At 60.0% G+C, this 24,421-nt stretch carries 20 protein-coding genes; 4 read left to right on the top strand and 16 right to left on the bottom strand.

Annotated elements, in window-relative coordinates; translation table 11 throughout:
• Nucleotides 1-59: 59 nt before the first annotated feature.
• Nucleotides 60-1,988, bottom strand: a complete 1,929-nt coding sequence (locus tag G5253_RS10905) for an EAL domain-containing protein (protein WP_421203309.1) — start codon at nt 1,986-1,988, stop codon at nt 60-62.
• A gap of 495 nt (nt 1,989-2,483) precedes the next feature.
• On the opposite strand from G5253_RS10905, the gene G5253_RS10900 reads away from it, so the two are divergent.
• Nucleotides 2,484-4,013: an EAL domain-containing protein gene (locus G5253_RS10900; RefSeq protein WP_421203308.1), complete on the top strand. Its 1,530-nt coding sequence runs from the start codon at nt 2,484-2,486 to the stop codon at nt 4,011-4,013.
• Nucleotides 4,014-4,278: 265 nt separating this feature from the next.
• Nucleotides 4,279-5,376, top strand: coding sequence for a calcium:proton antiporter (locus G5253_RS10895; RefSeq protein ID WP_266134562.1), 1,098 nt, complete (start codon nt 4,279-4,281; stop codon nt 5,374-5,376).
• A gap of 145 nt (nt 5,377-5,521) precedes the next feature.
• Here G5253_RS10895 and hutH read toward each other — a convergent pair whose 3' ends face one another.
• The 10 genes from hutH to ftsY all read right to left on the bottom strand — a co-directional run bounded on the left by hutH (nt 5,522) and on the right by ftsY (nt 17,439).
• Complete coding sequence (gene hutH, locus G5253_RS10890) at nt 5,522-7,054, bottom strand: histidine ammonia-lyase (protein WP_421203306.1); 1,533 nt, start codon at nt 7,052-7,054, stop codon at nt 5,522-5,524.
• Nucleotides 7,055-7,058: 4 nt separating this feature from the next.
• Nucleotides 7,059-8,768, bottom strand: a complete 1,710-nt coding sequence (hutU, locus tag G5253_RS10885) for a urocanate hydratase (RefSeq protein WP_421203305.1) — start codon at nt 8,766-8,768, stop codon at nt 7,059-7,061.
• A gap of 54 nt (nt 8,769-8,822) precedes the next feature.
• Nucleotides 8,823-9,767, bottom strand: coding sequence for a formimidoylglutamase (gene hutG, locus G5253_RS10880; protein ID WP_421203303.1), 945 nt, complete (start codon nt 9,765-9,767; stop codon nt 8,823-8,825).
• Nucleotides 9,760-10,995, bottom strand: a complete 1,236-nt coding sequence (gene hutI, locus G5253_RS10875; RefSeq protein WP_421203301.1) for an imidazolonepropionase — start codon at nt 10,993-10,995, stop codon at nt 9,760-9,762. The genes hutG and hutI overlap by 8 nt, the downstream gene beginning before the upstream one ends.
• A 154-nt stretch (nt 10,996-11,149) precedes the next feature.
• Nucleotides 11,150-11,854, bottom strand: a complete 705-nt coding sequence (gene hutC, locus G5253_RS10870) for a histidine utilization repressor (RefSeq protein WP_266134611.1) — start codon at nt 11,852-11,854, stop codon at nt 11,150-11,152.
• Nucleotides 11,855-11,865: 11 nt separating this feature from the next.
• Nucleotides 11,866-12,525 carry a carbonate dehydratase gene (gene can, locus G5253_RS10865; RefSeq protein WP_005339998.1) on the bottom strand — a complete coding sequence of 220 codons (660 nt, stop codon included), beginning with the start codon at nt 12,523-12,525 and terminating at the stop codon, nt 11,866-11,868.
• A 125-nt stretch (nt 12,526-12,650) separates the two neighbouring features.
• Nucleotides 12,651-13,505 carry an RNA polymerase sigma factor RpoH gene (rpoH, locus tag G5253_RS10860; protein WP_005339997.1) on the bottom strand — a complete coding sequence of 285 codons (855 nt, stop codon included), beginning with the start codon at nt 13,503-13,505 and terminating at the stop codon, nt 12,651-12,653.
• Nucleotides 13,506-13,956: 451 nt separating this feature from the next.
• Nucleotides 13,957-14,910: a permease-like cell division protein FtsX gene (ftsX, locus tag G5253_RS10855; RefSeq protein ID WP_005342860.1), complete on the bottom strand. Its 954-nt coding sequence runs from the start codon at nt 14,908-14,910 to the stop codon at nt 13,957-13,959.
• Nucleotides 14,910-15,578, bottom strand: coding sequence for a cell division ATP-binding protein FtsE (gene ftsE / locus G5253_RS10850; protein ID WP_005339995.1), 669 nt, complete (start codon nt 15,576-15,578; stop codon nt 14,910-14,912). The genes ftsX and ftsE overlap by 1 nt, the downstream gene beginning before the upstream one ends.
• A 58-nt stretch (nt 15,579-15,636) precedes the next feature.
• Entirely contained in the window at nt 15,637-17,439 is a 1,803-nt protein-coding gene (gene ftsY, locus G5253_RS10845) for a signal recognition particle-docking protein FtsY (RefSeq protein WP_421203299.1), read from the bottom strand.
• Nucleotides 17,440-17,549: 110 nt separating this feature from the next.
• On the opposite strand from ftsY, the gene rsmD reads away from it, so the two are divergent.
• Together rsmD and G5253_RS10835 are read left to right on the top strand one after the other, a co-directional pair.
• Nucleotides 17,550-18,179: a 16S rRNA (guanine(966)-N(2))-methyltransferase RsmD gene (gene rsmD, locus G5253_RS10840; RefSeq protein ID WP_124930360.1), complete on the top strand. Its 630-nt coding sequence runs from the start codon at nt 17,550-17,552 to the stop codon at nt 18,177-18,179.
• Nucleotides 18,163-18,474, top strand: a complete 312-nt coding sequence (locus tag G5253_RS10835) for a DUF1145 domain-containing protein (RefSeq protein ID WP_421203297.1) — start codon at nt 18,163-18,165, stop codon at nt 18,472-18,474. The genes rsmD and G5253_RS10835 overlap by 17 nt, the downstream gene beginning before the upstream one ends.
• Nucleotides 18,475-19,327: 853 nt before the next feature.
• Here the strand turns inward: G5253_RS10835 and G5253_RS10830 are convergent.
• The 5 genes from G5253_RS10830 to G5253_RS10810 all read right to left on the bottom strand — a co-directional run.
• Nucleotides 19,328-20,314, bottom strand: coding sequence for a helix-turn-helix transcriptional regulator (locus tag G5253_RS10830; protein ID WP_005339987.1), 987 nt, complete (start codon nt 20,312-20,314; stop codon nt 19,328-19,330).
• A 290-nt stretch (nt 20,315-20,604) separates the two neighbouring features.
• Nucleotides 20,605-20,991 (bottom strand): SirB2 family protein, encoded by a 387-nt coding sequence (locus G5253_RS10825; RefSeq protein ID WP_421203295.1) that lies wholly within the window; start codon nt 20,989-20,991, stop codon nt 20,605-20,607.
• Nucleotides 20,988-22,844, bottom strand: coding sequence for a monovalent cation:proton antiporter-2 (CPA2) family protein (locus G5253_RS10820; protein WP_042052534.1), 1,857 nt, complete (start codon nt 22,842-22,844; stop codon nt 20,988-20,990). The genes G5253_RS10825 and G5253_RS10820 overlap by 4 nt, the downstream gene beginning before the upstream one ends.
• A gap of 67 nt (nt 22,845-22,911) precedes the next feature.
• Nucleotides 22,912-23,508, bottom strand: coding sequence for an NAD(P)H-dependent oxidoreductase (locus tag G5253_RS10815; protein ID WP_005339958.1), 597 nt, complete (start codon nt 23,506-23,508; stop codon nt 22,912-22,914).
• A 101-nt stretch (nt 23,509-23,609) separates the two neighbouring features.
• Nucleotides 23,610-24,421: LysR family transcriptional regulator (locus G5253_RS10810; protein ID WP_421203293.1), on the bottom strand; the 812-nt coding region annotated here is incomplete at its 5' end.

The following is a 24,421-nucleotide window of genomic DNA, read 5'->3' as shown; positions in this document are numbered from 1 at the left end:
GCCTGACGGCAACCGCAAACGAGAGAGGGTCGCCCCACGACGACCCTCTCTCATTTATCTCAATCACCAGCCGGCTCCAGCACCAACCGGCGTGGCTCGGCAAACCAGGGCCCCTGCCCGGCATGCACCCCGAGGTGGCGCAGCATCTTCCACTCATCGCCACTCTCTACCCCCACCGCCAGCACCCGGGTACGGGTATTGGCGCAGCCCCCCACCAGACTGCGGACCGCCATCTGGTTCACCTGTCGGGCGTGAATCTCCCGCACCAGGCTGGGGTGCAGCTTGAGGAAGTTGATCTCGAACTCCTTGATGTACTGGGTGCTCACCACATCCTGGCCAGCATGATCGATGGCCAGCTGGCAGCCCAGCATCCGCAAGGAGCGCAGCGGCCGCTTGAGTGCTTCGAAGTGGCGTGTGACCTGAGCCTCCGAGAGCTGCAGGATCAACCGCTCGTTGATGCTGCGCGGCAGCTGGAACAGGGCGAAGAAGAGCCAGCGCTGGAACTCGCGGTTGAGCAGACTCTGGGCACTCAGGGTCAGAGTGATGGGACAGCTCTGCTCGGAACGCTGGCGCAGCAACACCAGCGTTTGCTCCGCCACCAGCCGATCCAGTTGCAGCAGCAGGCCCACCTTCTCCGCCATTGGCATGAAGATCCCTGCTTGCAGTTCCCGCCCCTGCTCATCGTGCAGATAGGTGAGCAGCTCCTGCTGCAACACCACCTGCCCCCGATCCTGCTGGATCGGCTGAGTGTAAAATTCGATGCCGTGCTCTTCGAGACGGCGGCTGATCAGGGTTCGCCAGCGTACCGTACCCTTGCTGCTTTGTTCCTCATCCAGCTGCTTCTCGTAGAGGAACCAGCCGTTGTGCCCCTGCAGCCGGGCACTCTTGAGGGCCAGCTCAGCCTCCTCCTGCACCTTGAGCAGGCTGTCTTCTGCCTGATAACAGACGGCGCCGAGATAGACCGCAGTCTCGGGGTTGACCTCCTGCGGCCAATGCAGCCGTTGCAGGCTCTTGAGCAGCTGGCTGGCACTGTCCACCATCTCGCTCTCCGACATGTTGGGCAACAATACCGCAAAGACATGTCCGGCATAACGAGCCTGCAAGGCACCGTTATGCTTGCGCACAAAAGCACTGATCACGGCGCTCGCCTCCAGCAGCAGATCATGCCCCTGCAGCTCGAACTGCTCCGCTTCCAGCTCTTCCAGACAGGCGAGTTCAATCAGCAAGACACCGCCACTCATCACGCTCGCCTCCATGATAGCGCTCTCGAGCCGGTTATCGAAGAAGAGGCGGTTGCCGATGCCGGTCATCTTGTCGACGAAGGCGTTGCTGCGAATGAAGTTGTCGAAGCGGCTGCGCTCCTTGCGGGCATCCGCCAGCTCGGCGAGCAGATGATCGAGGGCCTGACTGGCGGCCACCGGCCACTCTTCGACGGGGTCATGGCTCAGTTTGGAGAGCTTGTCATCGAGGATCAGCTGGGCGCGAATGCCCAGCAGCTCGGCGCCGCGCAACTGCTGACGCAACCAGCGGATGGAGTACCAGAGACCGAACACCACGATGAAGATCCCGAACGAGATGCCCGACATCGCCTTGATGGAGTACTCCGCCTCCTTGAAGGGGCGCTCCAGCTTGAAGCTGGCCTGCATGCCAGCCTGATGGGGCAGCGGATGGCTGTATGGCACCAGCAGCGGTTCATCAACCGGACGCTGTACGTCACGGAACCAGTAGACCCGCTGGTCATTCTGGCGCACCTCCAGCTCCACCACATGAGCCGCCCGCAGCAAGGTGGGCAACCAGCGGCTCATATCCTCCATACCGTGAGCAACGTCGAGTTGCTTGTCGATCACCTCGACCAGCGCATCGACCTTCTTTTGCTGCAACTCCATGCCCAGCTCGCGAAAGCTGAACACCCCGCCAATCAGCACGGTCGCCATGGCAGCGATCACGCACAAGGTAATAAACGAGACAAGATGTGTTGTGAGTTTCATGTGCCTTTCCGTGTGCCCGGCATCATCCATTGGAGTTCATGGTAGCAGTGGCGCTGTGGCCATCACTATGGACGGGGATCCCGCTTCTGTAATTTAAGCGGGGCAGCATACCCAAAGCAGCGGGAGAATACCAAGGAAGGTACACAGGTGGAGCAGGGGAAGATAGCAGACAGAAAAATGGTCCCTCAAAAGGGACCAAAAGGAACACTCATATCAAAACTAACACTCTGTGCTACTGACAAAAAACAGATACAGGAGTATTGAACACACGGTGAGTCAAACCGCAGGGGTACTCTAAAGCAGTTCGGATAAGTTGAGCAATTGTCATTTATGACAGGTCAGCGATTGAATCTTTTCAAGGTTAATAATAAAAACATTTAAAATCATACATTTAAAAAATCATCCAATAAGTGTGATAAGTAGAGCTCAAATTGATTGTACTAATGCACTATGATGGCTTGACCCATTTGTGTCTCGTGAAACTGGCAGGCGCCCTTGTTACGCATCACCCCCCTCTGGATCACTGTACTGCTACTGCTCTTGCCCATCCTGGCAAGCCAGTCCGTCGGTCTGTGGCTAACAAAACCGATGGCCAACCACCTGCTTGAGCAGAAGGTGGCCGAGATAAAGCGAGCCATGGCGATACGCCATCACACGCTGGACAAGGCCATGAGCGAGCAGCTGACGCTGTTTGATTTCGATTGTGGTGCCAACGACATGGCACTGCTGCGGGATCCCCGCTTTTACAACACCCATATTCGTCTGCAGGGGCTGGAACTGGCATCAGGGAAAAGCTGCTCAAGCCTGGGTGTGGGTATTTCGCTCATCAAAAACGCCAACCAGGATGGCGCCCTCCCCGACAAACTGGGGCTGACTGCTACAACGGCCAGTTTCAATACGGAACAGGAGATGGTTGCCTACTACAAAAACGGCGGCAACATTGCCTACTGGGTGCTCGATAACAGCTGGAGCCACGATCTGCTACAGCTCCCCTGCAGTGACTGTTTCTATCTGGAGTTCAGCCAGCGGGATCCCGCAGCGATGACCCCCCGCTTCCCGCGCGGTGACCGGACCATCAAGCTGGAAGAGGGCAGCCGCAGCCTGAGCTTCTTTGATCAGGACAAACTTACCCGACAAACCATCTGGGCCGGTTCTGCACTGGATCTGTATGCTCGCGAGCAAGTCAGACGAATCGCACTCTGGAGCGGCACTATCCTGGGCCTGCTGCTGGTGACCGCTTACTGGTCGCTGCGAAACTATCGCCGCTCGCTCAAGGGGCTATTGCAGGCCGGATTGGTGCGCCAGGAGTTCATCCCCTTCTATCAACCCGTGGTGGATCTTCGAACCTGGCAGATTGCCGGTTTTGAGGCGCTGCTACGCTGGCAACGTGGACACGAGCTGATCCCCCCGAGCGCTTTCATCGAATATGCTGAAGATCAGGGACTTATCCTGCCTATCACCAGGCAGTTGCTGGAGCAGGTGATCACGGATCTGCCGCTGTTGCCACCAGAGCAGTGGATCAGTGTCAATCTGATGGCCACCCATATCGAACAACCCTTGCTGCGCAACATGTTGAGTGAACACCATAACCCTTCGCCCGAGCGCCTTACCTTCGAGCTGACGGAGCGCAAGCCGATCCTCGACATCAAGGCGGCCACCGAGGAGATCACCCTGCTGCAACAGATGGGGTATCACTTCAAACTGGATGATTTCGGTACCGGCTACGGTGGTTTTGCCTACCTGCAGAGCCTCGGGATCCGCCAGATCAAGATCGACAAGATGTTCGTCGATACCATAGGCACCAACGACCTCAAACGCAGCGTGCTGGATGCCATCATCACGTTTGGCCTGGAAGCAGGCATGGAGATGATTGCGGAAGGGGTTGAGACGCGGGAACAGGTTGATTACTTGCGGCAACACGGCGTCTATCTGATCCAGGGTTACGTCTTTGGCAGGCCCATGGCGCTGGCAGATCTTGCCATCTGGCAGCAGACGTGGCCTCCACAATATTCGCAAGAGAGCTGACACCGATATTGCACAGGCCAGCGCTGGCAGGGCTCCCCCCACCGGGAGCACACGCACCCTTTTGCACAGAGGCTGACACTCCCACAGCCTCTGCCACGACCTGGCTCATCGCCCTTGAACCACCATTTACATTCAGCAACAAAATGATCTGCCCCTGAGAGGATGGAACCCTTATCATAAGCATTCGGCTACCGTGAGCACCTTCACGCACGCCTCCCATCAATCCCTGTCGGCCAGCGCCGTCCCGAGATGAGAACCATTGCCTATGAAGACATTTATCCGGCAAGAGATTGCCCTGCCCGTCGGCCTGCTGACCCTGCTCTTTTTCAAGACGATCGGGAGCGACCTGCTGACAGAGACAACTCCGCTCGGGATCTATCTTCCGGTTTCGGCTGCACTACTGGCCATCGTCACCTGGGCTATCTTCTCGGTGGTGCGCCACTCCGATGCCCTCGCCATCAAGCTGGGCGAGCCCTTCGGCACCCTGATCCTCACCCTCTCGGTCATCTCGCTGGAGGTGGTGATGATCTCTTCGGTGATGCTGACCGGTGAGCCTAACCCCACCATGGCCCGCGATACCATGTTTGCAGTAGTGATGCTGGTGAGTACCGGTCTGGTGGGCTTCACCCTGCTGTTTGGCGGCTGGCGCTACCACACCCAGAGCTTTAATCTGGACGGGGTCAAATCCTATCTGGTGGCCATCATCCCGCTGGCCCTGCTCTGTCTGGTGCTGCCCAACTTCACCGAGGGCGGTGCAATCGGCAGTATGTCGCGCGCCATGTCGTGGATGCTGATCATCATCTCGATCCTGCTCTACGGGGTCTTTCTGCTGATCCAGACCCGCAGCCACAGCCACTTCTTCGTCGACAGCGATCACGAGGATTACGAGGAGCACCACGGCCCGCTGCAGAGCAACGTCTATCACACCATCCTGCTGCTCGCCTACCTGCTGGTAGTGATCCTGCTGGCCAAGACCCTAGCCATCCCCATCAACTACGGGGTGCATGTGATGGACGCGCCCGCCGCACTGGGCGGCTTTATCGTCGCCTGCATCGTGCTGGCTCCCGAAGCAGTCGGCGCCATCAAAGCCGCCTTCAACAACCAGTTGCAGCGAGCAATGAACCTCTACTTCGGCTCGGTGCTGGCCACCATCGCCCTCACCGTGCCTGCCGTGCTCTTTATCGGCTCCATGCTGGGTCAGGAGGTACGCCTCGGCCTCTCCCCCGCCGATATGGTGCTGCTGGTCACGACCCTGATGGTCTGTAAAGTGACCTTCAGCAGCGGCCGCACCAATGTGCTCCATGGTGCGACCCATCTGGTGTTGTTTGTGGTCTATCTGTTCCTGATGTTCGAACACGAATAACTGCGTTCAACCAACGTCAGACACGCAAAGACCGCCCGATTGGGCGGTCTTTTGTTATCGGCTCCCGGACCTCACCGGCGCCAGTGAAGCGGCGTCCCCCTCATCCCCCACCCTTCTCCCGCCAGGAGAGAAGGGGGATCAAGGCTTACAGGCTGGGCAGTACCCCGACCGGGATCAGGTCGTTGTAGCTGGCACGGCCCAGCAGGGCGGCGGCCGCTTCGATATCCGGCGCGAAGTACCTGTCCTTGTCGTAGAAGCTTACCTCTGCCCGCAGTCGTCCCTTGGCCAGCTCGATCAGCTCGGTACTGCGCAGCGGCGCGCGGAAATCGAGCCCCTGTGCCGCCGCCAGCAGTTCGACTGCCAGAATGCCGCGGGTATTCTCGGCCATGTCAGCCAATCGACGACCGGCGAAGGTCGCCATGGAGACGTGATCCTCCTGATTGGCCGACGTAGGCAGACTATCCACCGAGGCGGGATGGGCCAAGGTCTTGTTCTCGGAGGCCAGCGCCGCCGAGGTGACCTGAGCAATCATAAAGCCGGAGTTGACCCCGCCGTTGTTGACCAGAAACGCCGGCAGACCGGACATCCGAGAGTCAATCAGCAGTGCCATGCGCCGCTCGGAGAGCGAGCCGATTTCGGCGATGGCCAGTGCCAGATTATCGGCGGCGAAGGCCACCGGCTCAGCATGGAAGTTGCCGCCGGAGATGATCTCCTCATCATCGGCAAATACCAGCGGGTTGTCGGAGACCGCGTTGGCCTCGCACACCAGCACCTCGGCGGCCTGACGGATCTGGGTCAGGCAGGCACCCATCACCTGCGGCTGGCAGCGCAATGAGTAGGGATCCTGCACCTTCTCGCAGTTGTGATGGGACATGCCGATCTCGCTGCCATCCACCAGCAGGTGGCGGTAGCAGGCGGCAGCGTCGATCTGGCCACGCTGACCGCGCACCGCGTGGATGCGAGCATCGAACGGCCGGCGGCTGCCAAGGGCGGCCTCCACGCTCATGGCACCTATGGTGATGGCACCGGCGTAGAGATCCTCGGCATGGAACAGCCCTTCCAGCGCGAAGGCGGTGCTCGCCTGAGTGCCGTTAAGCAGCGCCAATCCTTCTTTGGGTGCCAGCGCGATAGGCTCGAGCCCGGCAATTTTCAGCGCAGTGGCGGCGTCGATCAGCTCGCCCTTGTGGCGAGCCTTGCCTTCACCGATCAGCAAGCAGCTCATATGGGCCAGCGGCGCCAGATCGCCGGAGGCACCGACGGATCCCTTCTTCGGCACCACCGGATAGACTTCGGCGTTGATGAGGGTCATCAAGGCCTCAAGCACCGTCAGCCGGATCCCGGAGAAGCCCCGCGCCAGCGAGTTGAGTTTGAGCACCATCATCAGCCGCACGGTGGCGTCATCCATGTACTCGCCAATCCCTGCCGCATGGGAGAGCACGATGGATCGCTGCAGCTCGTCCAGCAGCTCCACCGGAATGCGGGTGTTGGCCAACAGGCCAAAGCCGGTGTTGATGCCATACACCACCCGGTTCTGCTCGATCACCTTGGTAACCACAGCAGCTGAGGCGTGGATCCCCGGCAGCGCGGCCGGATCCAGTGAAACATGTACCGGCTCGCGGCTGACGCGGCGCAGGGTGGCAAGATCCAGCTCGCCCGGAGTAATAGTCAATTCAAACATGGTGTTACACCTTTCCTTTGACACCGTTGGCGCCGTCAATCATCGGCAGATCCAGTTTCGCCTCATGGGCACAGTTGATGGCAATCTCGTAGCCGGCATCCGCGTGGCGCATCACCCCGGTGGCCGGATCGTTGCGCAGCACCCGACCGACGCGCTTGGCAGCGTCATCGGAACCATCGCAGACGATCACCACGCCGGAGTGCTGGGAGAAGCCCATTCCGACCCCGCCGCCGTGGTGCAGCGACACCCAGGTCGCGCCGCCAGCGGTGTTGAGCAGGGCGTTGAGCAGCGGCCAGTCGGAGACGGTATCGGAGCCATCCATCATCGACTCGGTCTCGCGGTTCGGGCTCGCCACCGAGCCGGAATCCAGATGGTCGCGGCCGATGACGATGGGGGCTTTCAGCTCGCCGTTTTTCACCATCTCGTTGAAGGCCAGACCGAGGCGTACCCGATCCTTGACCCCGACCCAGCAGATCCGAGCCGGTAGCCCCTGAAACGCGATGCGCTCGCGGGCCATGTCGAGCCAGTTGTGCAGGTGAGGATCGTCGGGGATCAGCTCTTTCACCTTCTGATCGGTCTTGTAGATATCTTCCGGATCGCCGGAAAGGGCCACCCAGCGGAACGGTCCAATCCCCTCGCAGAACAGCGGGCGGATATAGGCGGGGACGAAGCCGGGGAAGTCGAAGGCGTTCGCCACCCCCTCCTCCAGCGCCATCTGGCGGATGTTGTTACCGTAATCCAGAGTCGCCGCGCCGCGCTCCTGCAGGGTCAGCATCGCCTCCACCTGGCGGGCCATGGAGCGACGAGCGGCCAGATTAACCTCCTGCGGGGCACTCTGCTGCAGCTCGCGCCACTTGGCCACGCTCCAGCCCTGCGGCAGGTAGCCGTGCACCGGGTCGTGGGCGGAGGTCTGGTCGGTCACCACGTCCGGGGTGATGCCACGGGCCACCAGTTCGGCGAACACGTCGGCGGCGTTGCCGAGCAGACCGATGGAGATGGCGCTGCCGCTCTGCTTGGCCTCCTCGACCATGGCCAGCGCCTCATCCAGGCTGTGAGCCTTCTTGTCCACATAACGGGTGCGCAGACGAAAATCGATGCGGGTCTCGTCGCACTCCACGGCGATCATCGAGAAGCCGGCCATGGTGGCGGCCAGCGGCTGGGCGCCGCCCATGCCGCCGAGACCACCGGTCAGGATCCAGCGCCCCTTGGGTTCGCCGTTGAAGTGCTGATTGGCCACCGCAAAGAAGGTCTCGTAGGTGCCCTGCACTATCCCCTGGGTACCGATGTAGATCCAGGAGCCCGCGGTCATCTGGCCGTACATCATCAAGCCCTTCTTATCGAGCTCGTTGAAGTGCTCCCAGTTGGCCCAGTGGGGCACCAGATTGGAGTTGGCGATCAGCACCCGCGGCGCATCCTTGTGGGTCTGGAACACCCCGACCGGCTTGCCGGATTGCACCAGCAGGGTCTGATCCTCCTCGAGCCGGGTCAGTACCTCGACGATCTTGTCAAAGCAGGCCCAGTTGCGGGCGGCGCGGCCGATGCCGCCATAGACCACCAGCGACTGAGGATGCTCGGCCACTTCCGGATCCAGGTTGTTCATCAACATCCGCAGCGGCGCTTCGGTGAGCCAGCTCTTGGCTGTCAGCGTGGTGCCGCGCGGGGCGCGGATCACGCGATTGGGATCATGACGGGGATCCTGGTGTTGCACAGACATACACACTCCTTGTTGTATCAATAGGGTGCCTTCGGCGATGTGTGACCAAAGGGGTTAACGGGTCAACAGATGAACCAGCCGCGCGGCCACGCGGGCACTGCGGTTGTCCTGATCCAGCGTCGGGTTGTACTCGGCCAGATCGGCGAGCCTGAGCTTGCCGCTGGCCCGGATATGGGCGATCAGCGGTTCGATCACCGCCAGCTCCACGCCACGAGCGGCTGGAGCGCTCACTCCCGGCATCACGGCTCCGGGCAGCACATCAAGGTCGATGGTCAGATAGAGGTGATCACAATGGGCGATAAAGGCATCCAGCCCGCTTAGCAAGGCTGGCAACCCGGTCTGGGTCATCGCCTCGTCCAGCACATGCCACACACCCAGCGCCTTGGCACGGGCAAACAGGGCTTGGGTATTGGCGGTCTCGGCTACCCCGAGGCAGGCGTAGTGAAACGGCGTGCCCTGAGCGGCGCACTGCTCGGCGATCTGGAAGAAGGGGGTGCCGGAGCTTGCCAATTCCTGCTTCATGCGCAGGTCGAAGTGGGCGTCAAAATTGATAATGCCGACTCGCCCCTGACCCGCCAGATGCAGGTTGAGGCCGCTCCAGCTGCCGAAGGCCACCTCGTGGCCGCCCCCCAGCACCAGCGGGAAGTGGCCCAGATCGAGTGCAGCGGCGACCCGCTCGGCCAGACGGCCGTGGGCGGCGTCGAGATTGCCATCGGTACAGCTCACATCTCCGCCATCGTAGACGGGACGGTTCAGGTGCCAGGCAGTGTTGGCCAGCAGCTTGCGCACCGCTTGCGGCGCACCGGCGGCACCGACACGCCCCTTGTTGCGGCGTACCCCTTCATCGCAGGCAAAACCGAACAGCACTACACCTGCTGCCTCTTGTGCCCCGGCGGCCCAGGGCTGCACCTTGTCATGCCAGCGCAGGGCCAGTTCGCCATCTTCCGGATCCTGCCGCCCCTGCCAGAGCGACATGTCGATCGGGTTGAACTTATCCATGGAGGGTCTCCTCGCCGTTGAAGATGCGGCCTGCCAGCTGATCGACGCCGACCATGTAGCTCAGCTCGGCCGGATGGGCGCAGTGCCAGATCAGGAAATCGGCTGCCATGCCGACCCTGAGCTGACCAAGGCGATCCTGCTCGCCAAGCGCTTTGGCGGCGTGACGGGTCACCCCGACCATGGCCTCCAGCGGGGTCAGGCCAAACAGGGTGCAGGCCATGTTCATCGCCATCCGCAGCGAGACGATGGGGGCCGTACCCGGGTTGATGTCGGAGGAGACCGCCATCGCCACCCCCGCCTTGCGCAAGGCGGCAACCGGCGGCAGCTTGGTCTCTTTGAGGAAGTAAAAGGCAGTGGGCAGCAGGGTGGCGACCACGCCACGGTGGGCCAGCGCCAGGATCCCTTCCGGATCCAGATACTCCAGATGATCCACCGAGAGGGCGCCAAAGTTGGCAGCGAGGGTGCTGCCACCGAGATTGGAGAGCTGATCCATATGCCCCTTCACCGGCAGGCCGTATTGATCCGCCGCCAGATAGACCTGCTCGGTCTGGGCCAGCGAAAAGCCGATATGCTCGCAGAAGACATCTACCGCATCGGCCAGACCCGCCTCGGCGGCGGCCGGGATGATCTCCTGACAGATGGTCTCGACCCAGCTGTCGGGATCGTCGCGATACTCCGGCGGCACCGCATGGGCCGCCAGCAAAGTGGTCTTGACCCGGATCGGCAACGCCTCTCCCAGTCGGCGGGCCACCCGCAGCATCTTGATCTCGTCATCCAGCGTCAGGCCGTAGCCGGACTTAATCTCCACCGTGGTGACCCCTTCGCGGATCAGGGATTTCACCCTCGGCAGCGCCAGCTCGAACAATTGCTCTTCGCTGGCGGCACGAGTGGCACGCACCGTGCTGATGATGCCGCCGCCCCGACGGGCGATCTCGGCATAGGGCACACCCTGCTGACGCAGCTCGAACTCTTCGGCACGGCTGCCGGCGAAGATGAGGTGTGTATGGCAATCGATAAGGCCGGGGGTGACCAGCTTGCCCCGCATATCCTGCCAGTGAGCGGGATACGGCCCTTTCAACTCGGCCATCGGCAACAGCGCGTGGATCTTGCCATCCTTCACGCCGATGGCGTGGAGCGGCAGCAGGCCGTAGTCGGCCAGCTCATCATTCAGGGTGGCGGGTGTCACGTTGAGCCAGACACGCTCGCAGTTCAACAGTTCCTTGTTCATAGCGACCTCAAATGTATATACATATTCTTATAGTCGATCTCTATGACGAAAGAAAGAGCGGTGTTCACATCCTGATAACAGCATCAAACTTAGAGTATAAACACAAAAAAGCCCACCAGGAGGTGGGCTTTGCAAAATCGAGTTGTATATACATTTACTCCAACTGAGTCTTGGAGCTGAGCTTGTAGCGGGAACCGGGAGAGAGCAAACGGGCGTAGGAGACCAGATGCCCCTCCGACCAGGTACGCCGGTGCAACAACAGGCAGGGGGAATCTACGCGGATCTGCAACAATCCCGCCTCACCGGCGCTGGGCAGCACGGCTTCCACCACGTGCTCCATCTCGGAGAGGGGGCAGACATCCATCAGATAGCGGTTGGGGGTCTGTTGGGTAAAATCCTGCTCGCCATAGCACGGCAAGCGCCCGGCATCGACGAAGCGTTCCTCCAATTGCAACGGCTCCCCATCGGCCTGATGGACGATCAGGCTGTGAAAGATGGGGGCGCCAACCCGTAGCCCCAGTTGTACCGCCACCTTCTCGTCGGCAGCCAGTCGCTGCAGCCGGATCACCCGGGCGCTGTACTCGCTGCCACGCTCGGCGATCTCGTCGGCAATATTGCGAATAGCCAGCAGCGGCGACTCGGTGCGCCTGTCCGCCACGAAGCTACCGGAACCGGCGGTACGCACCAGCCAACCTTCCGCCACCAGCTCCCGCAGCGCCCGGTTAACCGTCATCCGGCTCACGGTGAACTGCTCGCACAGGGCCGCTTCGGTCGGGATCCTGTCGCCCGCCTGATAGTGGCGTTCGCGGATCCCGTCCAGAATGTGCTGCTTGATCTGCAGATAGAGGGCTGGCGCCACCATGAAGCTCCCTAGCGCCGACGGTGGGGCGGACGCATGTCCGGCCAGGCGCGATAGACATCGGGGATCTGATCCGGCCCGCTGATGCAGAGATCGAGATCGTGCAGCAGACCGTCTTTAATCCCGTAGATCCAGCCATGCACCGCCAGCTCCTGCCCCTTGCGCCAGGCGTTCTGGATGATGGTGGTGTGGCAGACGTTGGCGACCTGCTCGGCCACGTTCAGCTCGCACAGGTAGTCGAAGCGCTCATGCTCATCCTCGATGGCCTCGAGCTCTTCACCATATTTGAAGTAGACATCCTTGATGTTGCGCAGCCAGTTGTCGATGAGCCCCAGCTCCTGGTTCTGCATCGCGGCCTTGACGCCACCGCAACCGTAGTGACCGCAGACGATGATGTGCTTCACCTTGAGCACTTCTACCGCGTATTGCAGCACGGAGAGGCAGTTGAAATCGGTATGTACCACCAGATTGGCGACGTTGCGGTGGACGAAGACATCCCCCGGCAGCAACCCCATCAGCTGGTTGGCGGGGACCCGGCTGTCGGAACAACCAATCCAGAGGTATTCGGGGGCCTGCTGGGCAGAAAGAGTGGCAAAGAAAGCGGGATCTTCGGCTTTGATCCGTTCGGCCCACTCACGGTTGTTGGTAAACAGGTCGTTCAACAGTTTCACTTCTGCTCTCCCTAATGTGGCAGTGGCGGCAACATAACACACTCAAGGGTAACCAAAGCAAGGCCGACCAGATCCCTGCGAAACAAAAACAGGGCCATCAGGCCCTGTTTTTATGAGAGGAAGCATCAGGCTTCCATGGCATCTTTCAGCTTCTTGAGTGCGTTTTTCTCAAGCTGACGCACACGCTCGGCGGAGACACCGTAGGTATCGGCCAGCTCCTGCAGAGTGGTCTTGCTGTCATCATCGAGCCAGCGGGCGCGGATGATGTGCTGGCTGCGCTCATCCAGAGTGGCGAGGGCCGAGCTCAGACGACGGGTCGCGTGATCGTCCCAGTTGTCATTCTCGATGGTCGCGGCCAGATCGGAGGATTTGTCCTCCAGATAGTGAACCGGTGCGAAGCCGCCCTCTTCCTCATCGTCACCAACCAGATCGAACGCCTGATCGTAGTTGGCCATCCGCGCTTCCATCTCGGTCACGTCAGCGGCAGAGACGCCGAGATCGGCCGCCACGGCCTGAACCTCTTCGTGGTTCAGCCAGCCCAGACGCTTCTTGGATTTGCGCAAGTTGAAGAAGAGCTTGCGCTGGGCCTTGGTGGTCGCCACCTTGACCATGCGCCAGTTGCGCAGGACATATTCGTGAATTTCGGCCTTGATCCAGTGCACGGCAAAGGAGACCAGACGCACGCCGACCGTCGGGTCGAAGCGCTTGACCGCCTTCATCAGGCCGATGTTGCCTTCCTGAACCAGATCAGCCTGAGGCAGGCCGTAACCGGCATAACTCTTGGCGACATGAACGACAAAGCGCAGGTGCGACATAACCAGCTGACGAGCAGCCTCGAGATCGCCATCCTGCTGCAAACGCTCAGCCAGCTCACGCTCTTCCTCTGCGCTCAGCACCGGAATAGAGTTTACTGCCTGGATATAGCCTTCCAGACTACCTTGCGGAATCAGAGCCATAGTGCGCTGCAATGAAGTTCCCATCTGTTACCTCTTACTTTTCAATCGAATCAGTCTAACACCCTGAGAGGGTCTGTCTACTGACCGGATGCCATTCTGCGGCGTGTATCAAAGAACATGCCCAGTTTTAGACCGGCTTATCTTAAGCCTGCAGGATGAATCATGAATGAACAGTCAAAAAAAGGGGGTCACAATGAAGGACCCCCGAAAAGTAGCATGCTAAGTCCATTGTTGCGGAGCTCGCAACCTTCACATGCTTGCCAAGTCTGACGAGCAAGGCAGAGGGGCCACACCCGTATAAATGCTTCAGCTTTAATAGACTGCTTATAAATCAGAAGGTTCACTGGATCTAGCGAAGATCCGGAAGATCATTGTTATTCAGAATACTCTGACTATGGGGGCCAAGCCAGAAACGGAGCCTCTTTTACTTGATCCACCTCTCAAAATCCAGCGATTTACTTTGATAATAAATTAATCAGGATGGCTCTATATCTCGAATGTGACGATGAACCGAAAACCAGGAAGCAATCAGCCCCAGCAAGGCCCCCAGCAGGATCAGGTTCACCCCATCTACCAGACCCATGCCAACCAGCCGGAAGTTACTGTTATACAAGCCCGCAAGCTCCTTCACCACCCCTTCGCTCCAGATCACCATCACCTCGGTCAGCCACCATGCCAGCATGCCGCCGATCACCCCGAACCAGATGCCGGTATAGAGGAAAGGGCGATGGATGAAGGCATCGGTTGCCCCCACCAGCTTGAGCACCTCGATCTCTGAACGCTGGTTGAGGATGTTGAGACGCAGGGTGTTGCCGACGATCAGCAGCACGGCGGAGAGCAGCAGCACGGCGATACCGGTAATGGTGTGACGCAGCAGGTTCATGATCCCCTGCAGGCGGGTCAGCCACTGCAGATCCAGCTTGCCCTGCTCGACCCCATCCTCATTGTTTAGCTTGCCGAGCAACTCGGCGGCCCCTTCCGGATTCTGCCAGCGCGGATCCGGAATGACGCTCAGCACCGGCGGTAGCGGGTTGCTGTCCAGATAATCGAGGGCATCGCCGAAACCGGAGATCTCGCGAAACTCCCGCAACGCATCGTCACGGCTCAGGTAGGTGACCGAATCCACCTCGGGATAGAGCAGGATCCTGTGCTGCAGATCGAGAATGCTCTGCTCCGGCAGATCCTTGCGCAGATAGAGGGAGATCTGGGAGCTGTTCTGCCAGCTCCCCTCCACCACCTCGGCGTTTTTCAACAATACGTGGAAGCAGGAGGGCAACGCCAGACTGACACCGAGCACCGCCAGCGTCATCAGGGAGGCGAGCGGATTTCGCCACAGCTCCCCGAGACTGGCAAACGCCTGCCGCACATGGTCAACCCCGTACATCATCAGACGACGCAGCGGCGGCTGCTTGTGACGAACGATAGCCATCAGAGCTCCTCCCCGGCCGAATACATGCGACCCGCCTTGAGGGTCAGGGTGCGATAGCGCATGCGGGCGATCAGCCCCAGATCGTGAGTAGCAATCAGTACAGAGACCCCAAAATTGTTGAACTCCTGAAATAGCCGCATGATATCCATGGAGAGCTGGGGATCCAGGTTGCCGGTCGGTTCATCCGCCAGCAGCAGCGGCGGCTTGTTGACGATGGCACGGGCGATGCCGACCCGCTGCTGTTCACCCCCGGAGAGCATCCGCGGCTGGTAACGCTCCTTGCCGAGCAACCCTACCTTGTCCAATGCCGCCGCCACCCGCTTGTTGATGTCCGCATGGCTGTAACCATCGATCACCAGCGGCAGCGCTACGTTGTCGAACACGGTGCGGTCCATCAGCAGGCGGTGATCCTGAAAGATCATCCCGATCTGGCGGCGAACATAGGGGATCTGGCTGCGCTGGATATGGCTGACATCATCACCATGAAAGAAGACGCGACCATCGGTCGGACGCTCCATCACGCTGATCAGTTTGAGGAGGGTACTCTTGCCCGCCCCCGAGTGCCCGGTCAGAAAGGCCATCTCTCCCTTGCGCAGGTGAAAGCTGACCTTTTGCAGCGCCTGATGGCCGCCGCTGTATACCTTGCTGACCTTGTCAAAACGAATCATAACGGTTCCCTGACATTGACAAACCCCGACCGAAGTCGGGGTATGGAACACTTAATCATCACGGCTGAGCTGACTCATCGCGGCTGAAGAGCGCCTCGATGAAATCGTTGGCAACGAAGGGACGCAGATCGTCGATCCCCTCGCCCACCCCGATATAGCGGATCGGGATCTGGAACTTGTCGGCCACCGCGAAGATGACGCCGCCCTTGGCGGTGCCATCCAGCTTGGTGAGGGTGATGCCGGTCAGGCCAACCGCCTCGCTGAACAGCTTGGCCTGGCTCAGGGCGTTCTGGCCGGTGCCGGCATCCAGCGTCAGCATGATCTCGTGGGGGGCCTCTTCATCCAGCTTCTTCATCACCCGTACTACCTTCTTGAGCTCTTCCATCAGGTTGCTCTTGTTCTGCAGGCGACCGGCGGTGTCGGCAATCAGCACGTCAGCCCCGCGGGAGCGGGCGGCCTCGATGGCGTCATAAATAACGGAGGCGGAGTCAGCACCGGTATGTTGGGCAATCACCGGAATGTTGTTGCGCTGACCCCAAACCTGCAGCTGTTCGACCGCTGCGGCACGGAAGGTGTCACCCGCCGCCAGCATCACGCTCTTGCCTTCAGCCTGGAACTGCTTGGCCAGCTTGCCGATGGTGGTGGTCTTGCCGACGCCGTTTACGCCGACCATCAGGATCACATAAGGCTTCTTGCTGGTGTCGATCACCAGCGGCTGTTCGACCTTGGCCAGCATCTCGCCCATGTCCTGCTTGAGCAGGCCGTAGAGCGCCTCGGCATCCTTGAGCTGCTTGCGATCCGCGTGCTGCACCAGCCCCTCGATGATACGAGTAGTGGTATCCACACCGAGATCGGCGGTCAGCAGCTGGGTTTCCAGCTCTTCAAAGAGCTCATCGTCGATCTTCTTGCCACGGAACAGGCCGAAGAAACCGGAGCCGATATTCTCCTTGGTGCGTACCAGACTGCGCTTGAGGCGAGCAAAGAAGCCCTCCCGCTGCGGTTTGTCCTGGGTGTCGTCGTCCACCTTGGCGGCCAGCGGCAGAGCGGCCAGGGCGGCAGCCTCAGCCTCCATCGCGGCGACCAGGCGCATATCTTCCGCTCGCTGGGCCTCTTTGGCGATACGGGCTTCTTCCGCAGCCTGAGCTTCGGCAGCGATGCGAGCCTCTTCCGCGGCGCGAGCCTCGGCGGCGATTCGAGCCTCTTCCGCAGCGCGAGCCTCGGCAGCAATGCGAGCTTCTTCCGCAGCGCGGGCTTCGGCGGCGATACGAGCCTCTTCCGCGGCGCGGGCTTCGGCGGCAATGCGAGATTCTTCCACAGCGCGAGCTTCGGCGGCGATGCGGGCCTCCTCTGCAGCGCGGGCTTCGGCGGCAATGCGAGCTTCTTCCGCTGCACGAGCCTCGGCAGCAATACGCGCCTCTTCTGCAGCGCGAGCCTCGGCAGCAATACGAGCCTCTTCTGCGGCGCGAGCCTCGGCAGCGATACGTGCCTCTTCCGCAGCGCGAGCTTCTGCGGCAGTGCGAGCGGCTTCAGCGGCACGCTCCTCTTCGGCGATCAGCGCTTCGTTGACGATCACCGGCTCCAGATCGGAGGCACACTCCTCCACCACCAGCGGGCCGTGGTCGTCCAGCTCGGTCGGCAGGCAGCAATCATCTTGCAAAACGGGATTCTGTGCGCTGGCAGGCACTTCGGGGGCAACGGCCGGCGTACTATCGGAAACTGTTATATCGGAAACGGGAGCGGGGGTAGCAGTGACCTCGGGCTCAACGGTAACGGGGGTGGCTTGGGGTGTCTGTGGTTGGACAGCCTCAGCCTCTTCTTTCTTGCGGCCGAAACCCAGCCAGGAAAACAAACCTTTTGCCATCTAAAAATACTCACATCAAAGGCTGACTGCTAAGATAGCCGTCCCTTGGCGGGTCGGCATAAAAATGAACCGCCTTATACTACCACTTTATTTTCTGACGATGAAACGCGATGCCCAGAGTGAAATCCAGCCGTAGCAACCCGAGCAAGAGTCCCGCCCCACAAGGAAAATCGGGCTTTGTAAGAATCATCAGCGGCCAGTGGCGAGGCCGCAAATTGCCGGTCAAGGATGTGGAGGGGCTCAGACCCACCACGGATCGCGTCAAGGAGACCATCTTCAACTGGCTGGCCCCCCACATTCGCGGCACCCGCTGCCTGGATCTGTTTGCCGGTAGCGGCGGACTCGGACTGGAGGCGCTGTCGCGCTATGCCGAGCAGGTGACCCTGATCGAAATGGACAAAGGGGCCGCCGACCAGATCAAGAAGAACCTGACCGCTCTCGGCAGCAGTCAGGGTCAGGTGATCCAGTCAGATGCAGTGAGCTGGCTGCAAGGCCCGGCCACGCCGTTTGATCTGGTGTTCCTCGATCCGCCGTTTCGCCGCGAGCTGCTGCCGCAAGTGTGCGAACTGCTGGAGCAGCGCGGCTGGCTGGCAGCGGACGCCCTCATCTATCTGGAGCGGGAGAAGGAGATGGCCGATCTGGCGCTGCCCGCCAGCTGGCAACTACTCAAGGACAAACAAGCCGGTCAGGTCTGCTATCAACTCTATCTAAGGGAGGTAAACAATGAAGCGAGTCTTTAATCTGTTGGCGATGGGGCTGATATTGTTCTTCTGGTTTGGTGTGCTGATGAGCCTGATTGCCCCGCTGCCCGGCAAACTCAACGGCTTTCTGCCGGTCTGCGGCGTGATCGTCGCCCTGCTGCACTGGCTGCAGGCCAGCATGATCAAGGCAGCTTGCAAACGCTACTTCGCGGTCACCAAAGCCGAATTTGTCACTGTGCTGATCTTTGGTGTGTTTGGCATGGTCGACATTCGTCAGCGCCTGCAAGAGATCGTCAACGCCGCCCAGCGCGGCAATCTCTCGGGCAAACAATAAAAGAAAAGGGGACGGCGGTAGCCGTCCCCTAGAGTCGTGTCGTCCTGTCCGTAGAACTGCAATGCTCCCTGCAATCCCTGACGTTATCCTAATCCTTTGGAATATCCCCTTTCCAATCCGTTGGCGTGTCCTGCGGCGTTCCTGGCCTGGCAATTCATCCTGAACTGCTTCTCTGTCTCCATCCTGGAGGTGTCCATTACCACGTCCTGTGGGGTTCCTGCGTCTTCCTGACAGATAACCATCCGGGTTATCTCACTTCATCCTGAAGTATTCCTCTCGCATCCGGCGAGGTCCTGTTCATCCTGAAGAACGAGGTTCCGTTCGTTCTGCTCCCATCCCGAGAGTGTCCTGCCGCATCCCGCGGTGTTCCTTTATTCATCCGTGACGATAATCATCCTGATTATCGAGCTCATCCTGAGGTGTCCCTTGTCCACATCCTGCGGATTATTCCATCTTTATGCGCTGCCCTGCATCCTGCCGGACCAGCTCCGTCCTTGTGAGACCCATACTAAGGAAATGCGCACCCCGAACAAGGGCCATCCGATGATAAAGATCCGATGCAGCTCTCATCCCAAAAAACAAACTTAAAAACTAACCCTTTAATATCAGTTATTTATTTAGTTTCACGGGAAAGTTCGATCATTCTGGCATGGCTTCGCGTACGGCTCAAAGCGCCAGCCTCTTACAGTCGCTATGGCAGATCTCTTACACGGGTTTCGCCCCCAAAAACGGGGCAGGAAAACGGTTCAATCCTGACGTTAAGACTTAAAAATTAGTTGAATAAATATGCTTAAAAAAACCGCAAAAAAAGAGCCGAGACCAGGCTCGACTCTTCAACATTCCAATTTTTTAATCAGCTCAAGCGGTTGGCCGGATTGAGATAGGCCTTGCGCAACGATTCCGGTGCCAGCACCTCCAGTTCACCGCCGATGTTGTTCAACCAGCTGCGAAACTCCGGGGTGTCCTGCACTTCGGTCTCCACCACCACGCTGCGCTTGTCATAGCGGGTCATGCGCGGATTGTTGCCGGGGATCTGGTTATCCACCAGCGACTGGCTGTTGGCATCGATCCGGCCGACGAAGCGGATCGGGCCGCTCACATCCTGATAGCCCTGATCGCGGATCAGCTTCTGGATATTGAAATCCTTCGGCTGGGTGGCGCTGAAGTTGGTCAGCTCCACGTTCTTGATATGGTCAAACGGGATGCCGTAAACCTTGGGATCCAGCTCGGATAGTGTGCAGAGCAGGATCGGCCCGTCCGGCTGATTGAGAATGCCGAGCGGGTTGATACGGTCGTAGCAGAGCCACACGGTGCGCTCTTTGATCACGCGCTGGATCTCGGCACTGAACTTGCGACCACGCCAGAGCGCATCGCGGATCAGGGTGCTGCGACGGATCTCCGGGTTGCCGGCAAACGGGCGCGGTGACTGGTGGACACTCTCCAGCCAGCGTTCGGCCAGTTCACTCTGGCTGTCGCGGATCACCTGGCTCGCCTTGTCGACCAGCGGATTCAATTCAGTCAGTACACTCGCCGGCAACAGTTGGCTCGCCTGATCACTCCAGGTTTTCAGGGCCACCGCCAGCGAGAGCGGCATGATATTGGCAAAGTCGTTGAGGCCGTGGCGCTCGAAGCACCAGCCATGGGGTTTGCTGCGCTCGTCCGAGGTGAGGTCGAACAGTCCCATGCCGGACATCTCCTCCAGGTCCCGTTGCACGGTACGCAGACTGACATGGATGCCTTCCTCTTCCAGTTTTACCTGAAGTTGGCTGGCGGTCAGCTTGTAAGGGCGGTGCGGGATGCAACGCGCCAAGGTCAGTTGTCGTAACAGCTTCTTACTCATGGTGCATGCCTTCACTGGTTTAGCGTTGACTGTATGCTAGTCGCAACTTGCGACAGTCTATGTCGTAAGTTTTGTAGCGACAACTGTCGCCATTTTCATACAAAACTACGTATATATATGATTGATAAGAAAAAATATGGATAAACACAGCTAACTTGACGTTTTCAGACAAGCTAAGCGTATCGAAGAAAACTAAGTGGAGAGGCAGGCTAACATAGAGGGGCGTAGGATTTTTCTGAATCTATTCTTTTGAGATAGCCGGAGGGAGGCAATCCTCCCTCCCAGCCAAATCACGTCAGCCACGACCAGGCTGACTTGGTGATGGCCGCACCGACCATGTAGCCAAACACCGCCAGTGCCGCCACACCGGCCACCAGCTTCTGACCGCGGGCCGGGCGCTTGAGCGCCATGACACCCAGACCGATATAGAGCACCAGTGCAATCAGCTTGGCCATCAGCCAGGGTTGTTGACCCGGGCTCAACTGCAAGGCCACCGCCAGCAACACACCAAACAGCAGCAGGAAGGTGTCGTTGATATGCGGCAGGATCTTCAGCCACTTCTGCTGCAACCGATCGCTGCCGGCCAGCGCCAGACTCCAGCGATAGATAAAGAGCAGCAGACTGACCAGCGCCAGCGTCATATGCAGGTGTTTGAACATGGGGTAATAGGCAATCATTTTGCTTCCTTGTCGTCGTCGGGTAGCCCGCTGTTCCAGTTGTGGGCATGGATACGCTCCTGCCCCTCCTCGTCGTCTTGCAACAGATCGGAGAGGATCTCCCGGTATTGCAGGCTCTTGTTGATATAAGTGTGTTCGTCGTCCAGATAGTTGACCTGCTCGCGCAACAACCAGTTATCGTGCTGCTTGAAGGTCTGCCCCGCCCGCCAGGCCTGGTTGGCCCGAAAACCGAGCTGGGTCAGGGCTTCCACCCCCAGATCGACTGCCGAGCCCAGGGTTTCCCGGTGAACGCTCTCGACCCCGTGGCGCAGGATCTCGTGGGCGTGGGGCCGATCTAGCGCTCGCGCCAGGATCTTCAGGTGCGGGAAGTGCTTCTGCACCATCTCGATCACCGCCAGCGAGGTAGCCGGATCGTTGATGGAGAGCACCAGCAGCTTCGCCTTGTGCGCCCCGGCGGCATGGAGCAGATCGATCCGGCTGGCATCGCCATAGAAGACCTGATAGCCGTACTTGCGCAGGGTCTCTATCTGGCTGGCATCCTGCTCGAGGATGGTGGTGCCGATGCCGTGACCATGCAGCAGACGCCCCACGATCTGACCGAAGCGGCCGAAGCCTGCGATGATCACCGGATGCTCCACCAGCTCAGGTTGCTCATGCTGCGGTGCGTCGCTCTGGTTACGGTAATCGAACCAGGGCTGGATCACCCGATCGTTGAGGATCAGCAGCAGCGGGGTGAGCGCCATGGAGAGTGCCACTACCAGCGTCAGCAGGGAGATGGTCTCACCGGGCAGCACCCGGTTCTGGGCGGCAAACGAGAAGAGCACAAAGGCAAACTCGCCCCCCTGTGCCAGCGCCAGCGCGAAGGTCCAGCGTTGACTCGGCGAAATGCGGATGATGAAGCCGAGCGCCATCAACACCAGCCATTTAAGCACCATCAGGCCAACCACCAGGGTTGGTATCAGGAAGGGGTGTTCGGCAAACAGCCCGAAGTCGATCCCCGCCCCCACCGACATAAAGAACAGGCCGAGCAGCAAGCCCTTGAACGGCTCTATGTCGGCCTCCAGCTCATGGCGATATTCGCTGTCGGCCAGCACCACCCCGGCGAGAAAAGAGCCGAGAGCGGGCGAGAGCCCCACCGACTCCATCAACACGGCGATAGCGATCACCAGCAGCAGGGCGGCGGCGACGAAGATCTCCCGCATATGGGACTGGGCGATGGCACGAAATACCGGCCGCATCAGATAGTGGCCACCCAGCACTATGCCGGAGATGGCCGCGACCACCAGCAAACCATGTTGCCACCCCGCCAGCTCGGAGCCTCCACTGCTGGCGACCGGCGCCATGGCCAGCAGCGGCAGCAACGCCAGGATAGGAATGACCGCAATATCCTGAAACAGCAGTACCGCAAAGGCGGAGCGACCGCTCTCGCTCTGCATCAGCTTGCGCTCCTGCAGGCTCTGCAACACGATGGCGGTGGAAGAGAGCGCAAGAATGAGGCCGATGGCCAGCCCCTGTTGCAGCGGCAGACCGATCAGGTGTGCCACGCCGGTCAGCGCCGCCGTGGTGAGCAGCACCTGCAGGCCGCCGGTGCCGAGGATCGGCCCCTTCAACTGCCACAAGAGGGCCGGACGCAATTCAAGACCGACCAGAAACAGCATCAGTACCACGCCAAACTCGGCGAAGTGCATCACATCCTTCTGTTCCCCCACCAGCCCCAGCAGGAAGGGGCCTATGATGATCCCCGCCAGCAGGTAGCCGAGCACCGAGCCTAGCCCCCAGCGTTTGGCCAGCGGTACCGCGATAACGGCGGCGGAGAGGTAGATAAAGGCATCAAACAGGATCCCGTGGCCCATCAGTCAGCCCTCCGTGTGAACATCAGATCCGGCTCATAAGCTCGGCCAGCAAGCTGCCCGTGTTTCATCAGAGCACCTCCAGCAAGTCGCGCAGATAAGGGCGCCCGGCCAGTTGCTCCGGGGTCAGCTGATCGTCACGCAGGGCGCAAAGCAGCTGGCGGTAGTCCTGCCCACAGCGGCGCAGGGCGGCGGGATCCTTGATCTTGTGAAAGGAGTGGAGCACGAAAGGGGGCAGCCAGTTCATGCCGCACAAGGTGGCCGCCTGCTGAAATGGCAGCAGAAAATCGAGCAGCGGTCGGCTGTTGTAACCCTCGCTGCAGTAGGACTCCGGCGCCCCGCCGGTGGTGATGGCGCTCAGCCACTGCTTGCCCTTGAGGGCGTGGGCTTCAGGGCCGTAGGCATAGCCATACTCCAGCACCAGATCCATCCACTCTTTCATGATGGCCGGGCAGGAGTACCAGTAAAACGGGTGCTGGAAGACGATGATGTCGTGCTCACAGAGCAGCGCCTGCTCCCGCTTCACATCGATAAACATGTCGGGATAGTGCTGATAGAGGTCGTGAACCGTGACCCCCTCCAGCCCCTCAATCGCCTGCAACAGCTGCTTGTTGGCCCGCGAGCTCTGCAGCGCGGGATGGGAAAAAATAACCAGAATGCGTTTCATGACCACATCACCCGAACAAAGCCTTGCGGTGCAAGGCGAGGTAAACAGAAAAGGGGAGTCTGGGGAGCTGCATCGTAAAGGTGCACAGGAGAGCGACCTTATCAGGAAGCGCCATAGCCTGCCAACTCGGGGATCAGCTCCCGCAGCGCCGGATTGAGGGTCTGGTGGGCGGGATAGCAGAGCCCGATCCGGCGAAACATCCGCGGCCCGCTCACCGGCAGGGTACAGAGCCCCGCCTCATCCTCGACCAGCCCGTCCGGCAGAAAACTGATGCCGACCCTCGCCAGCACCAGCGCCATCACCAGCCCCTTGCTCTCGGCCTTTGCCACCAGATTGAGGGTAAGGCGGTCACAGGCCAGCAGGCCGATAGTCTGCTGATGGGCCTCACAGGGTGGGCACTCAATAAAATCATAATGTTGCAGCTCGGCCAGCTCGATCCTTTCGCGACTGGCAAGGGGATGGTCGACCGGCACGCAGAGCACGTAATCCTCCTCCCACAGCGGCAGGAAGATCTCGTCCTCCCGGCGCAAGGCATCCAGCGTCAAACGGCAGTCGGCGGGTGTGGTGTAGTCGGAGAGGGTGAGATCCAGTTGCGGCAACACGCGCTGTACTTGCTGCAACAGCCCGGCCACCCGGCGGCGACTCAAGTCCGGCATGATAGCGATATTAAGCCTCGCACGCGTCGCTTTCTGGCGAAACAGCTCCGGCAGACGGCGCGCCTCCTCCACCAGCTTGACCGCGTGAGGATAGAGATAGTGGGCCGGATCTTTCGCCACCACCCCCTTCTTGCCCCGGACAAACAGGCTGTCACCGAGCGCCTCTTCCAGCTGGCGCAGCCCCGCCGAGAGGGAGGGCTGGCTGACGTGGCAACGCTCGGCCGCCGCCGTGATGTTCTTCTCTTCATAGATGGCGA

The organism is Aeromonas sp. 602658 (assembly GCF_049173005.1).
Lineage (GTDB): Bacteria > Pseudomonadota > Gammaproteobacteria > Enterobacterales > Aeromonadaceae > Aeromonas > Aeromonas veronii_A.
Note: the sequence above shows the minus strand (reverse complement) of the source record. Positions and strands in the feature narration are given on the sequence as shown.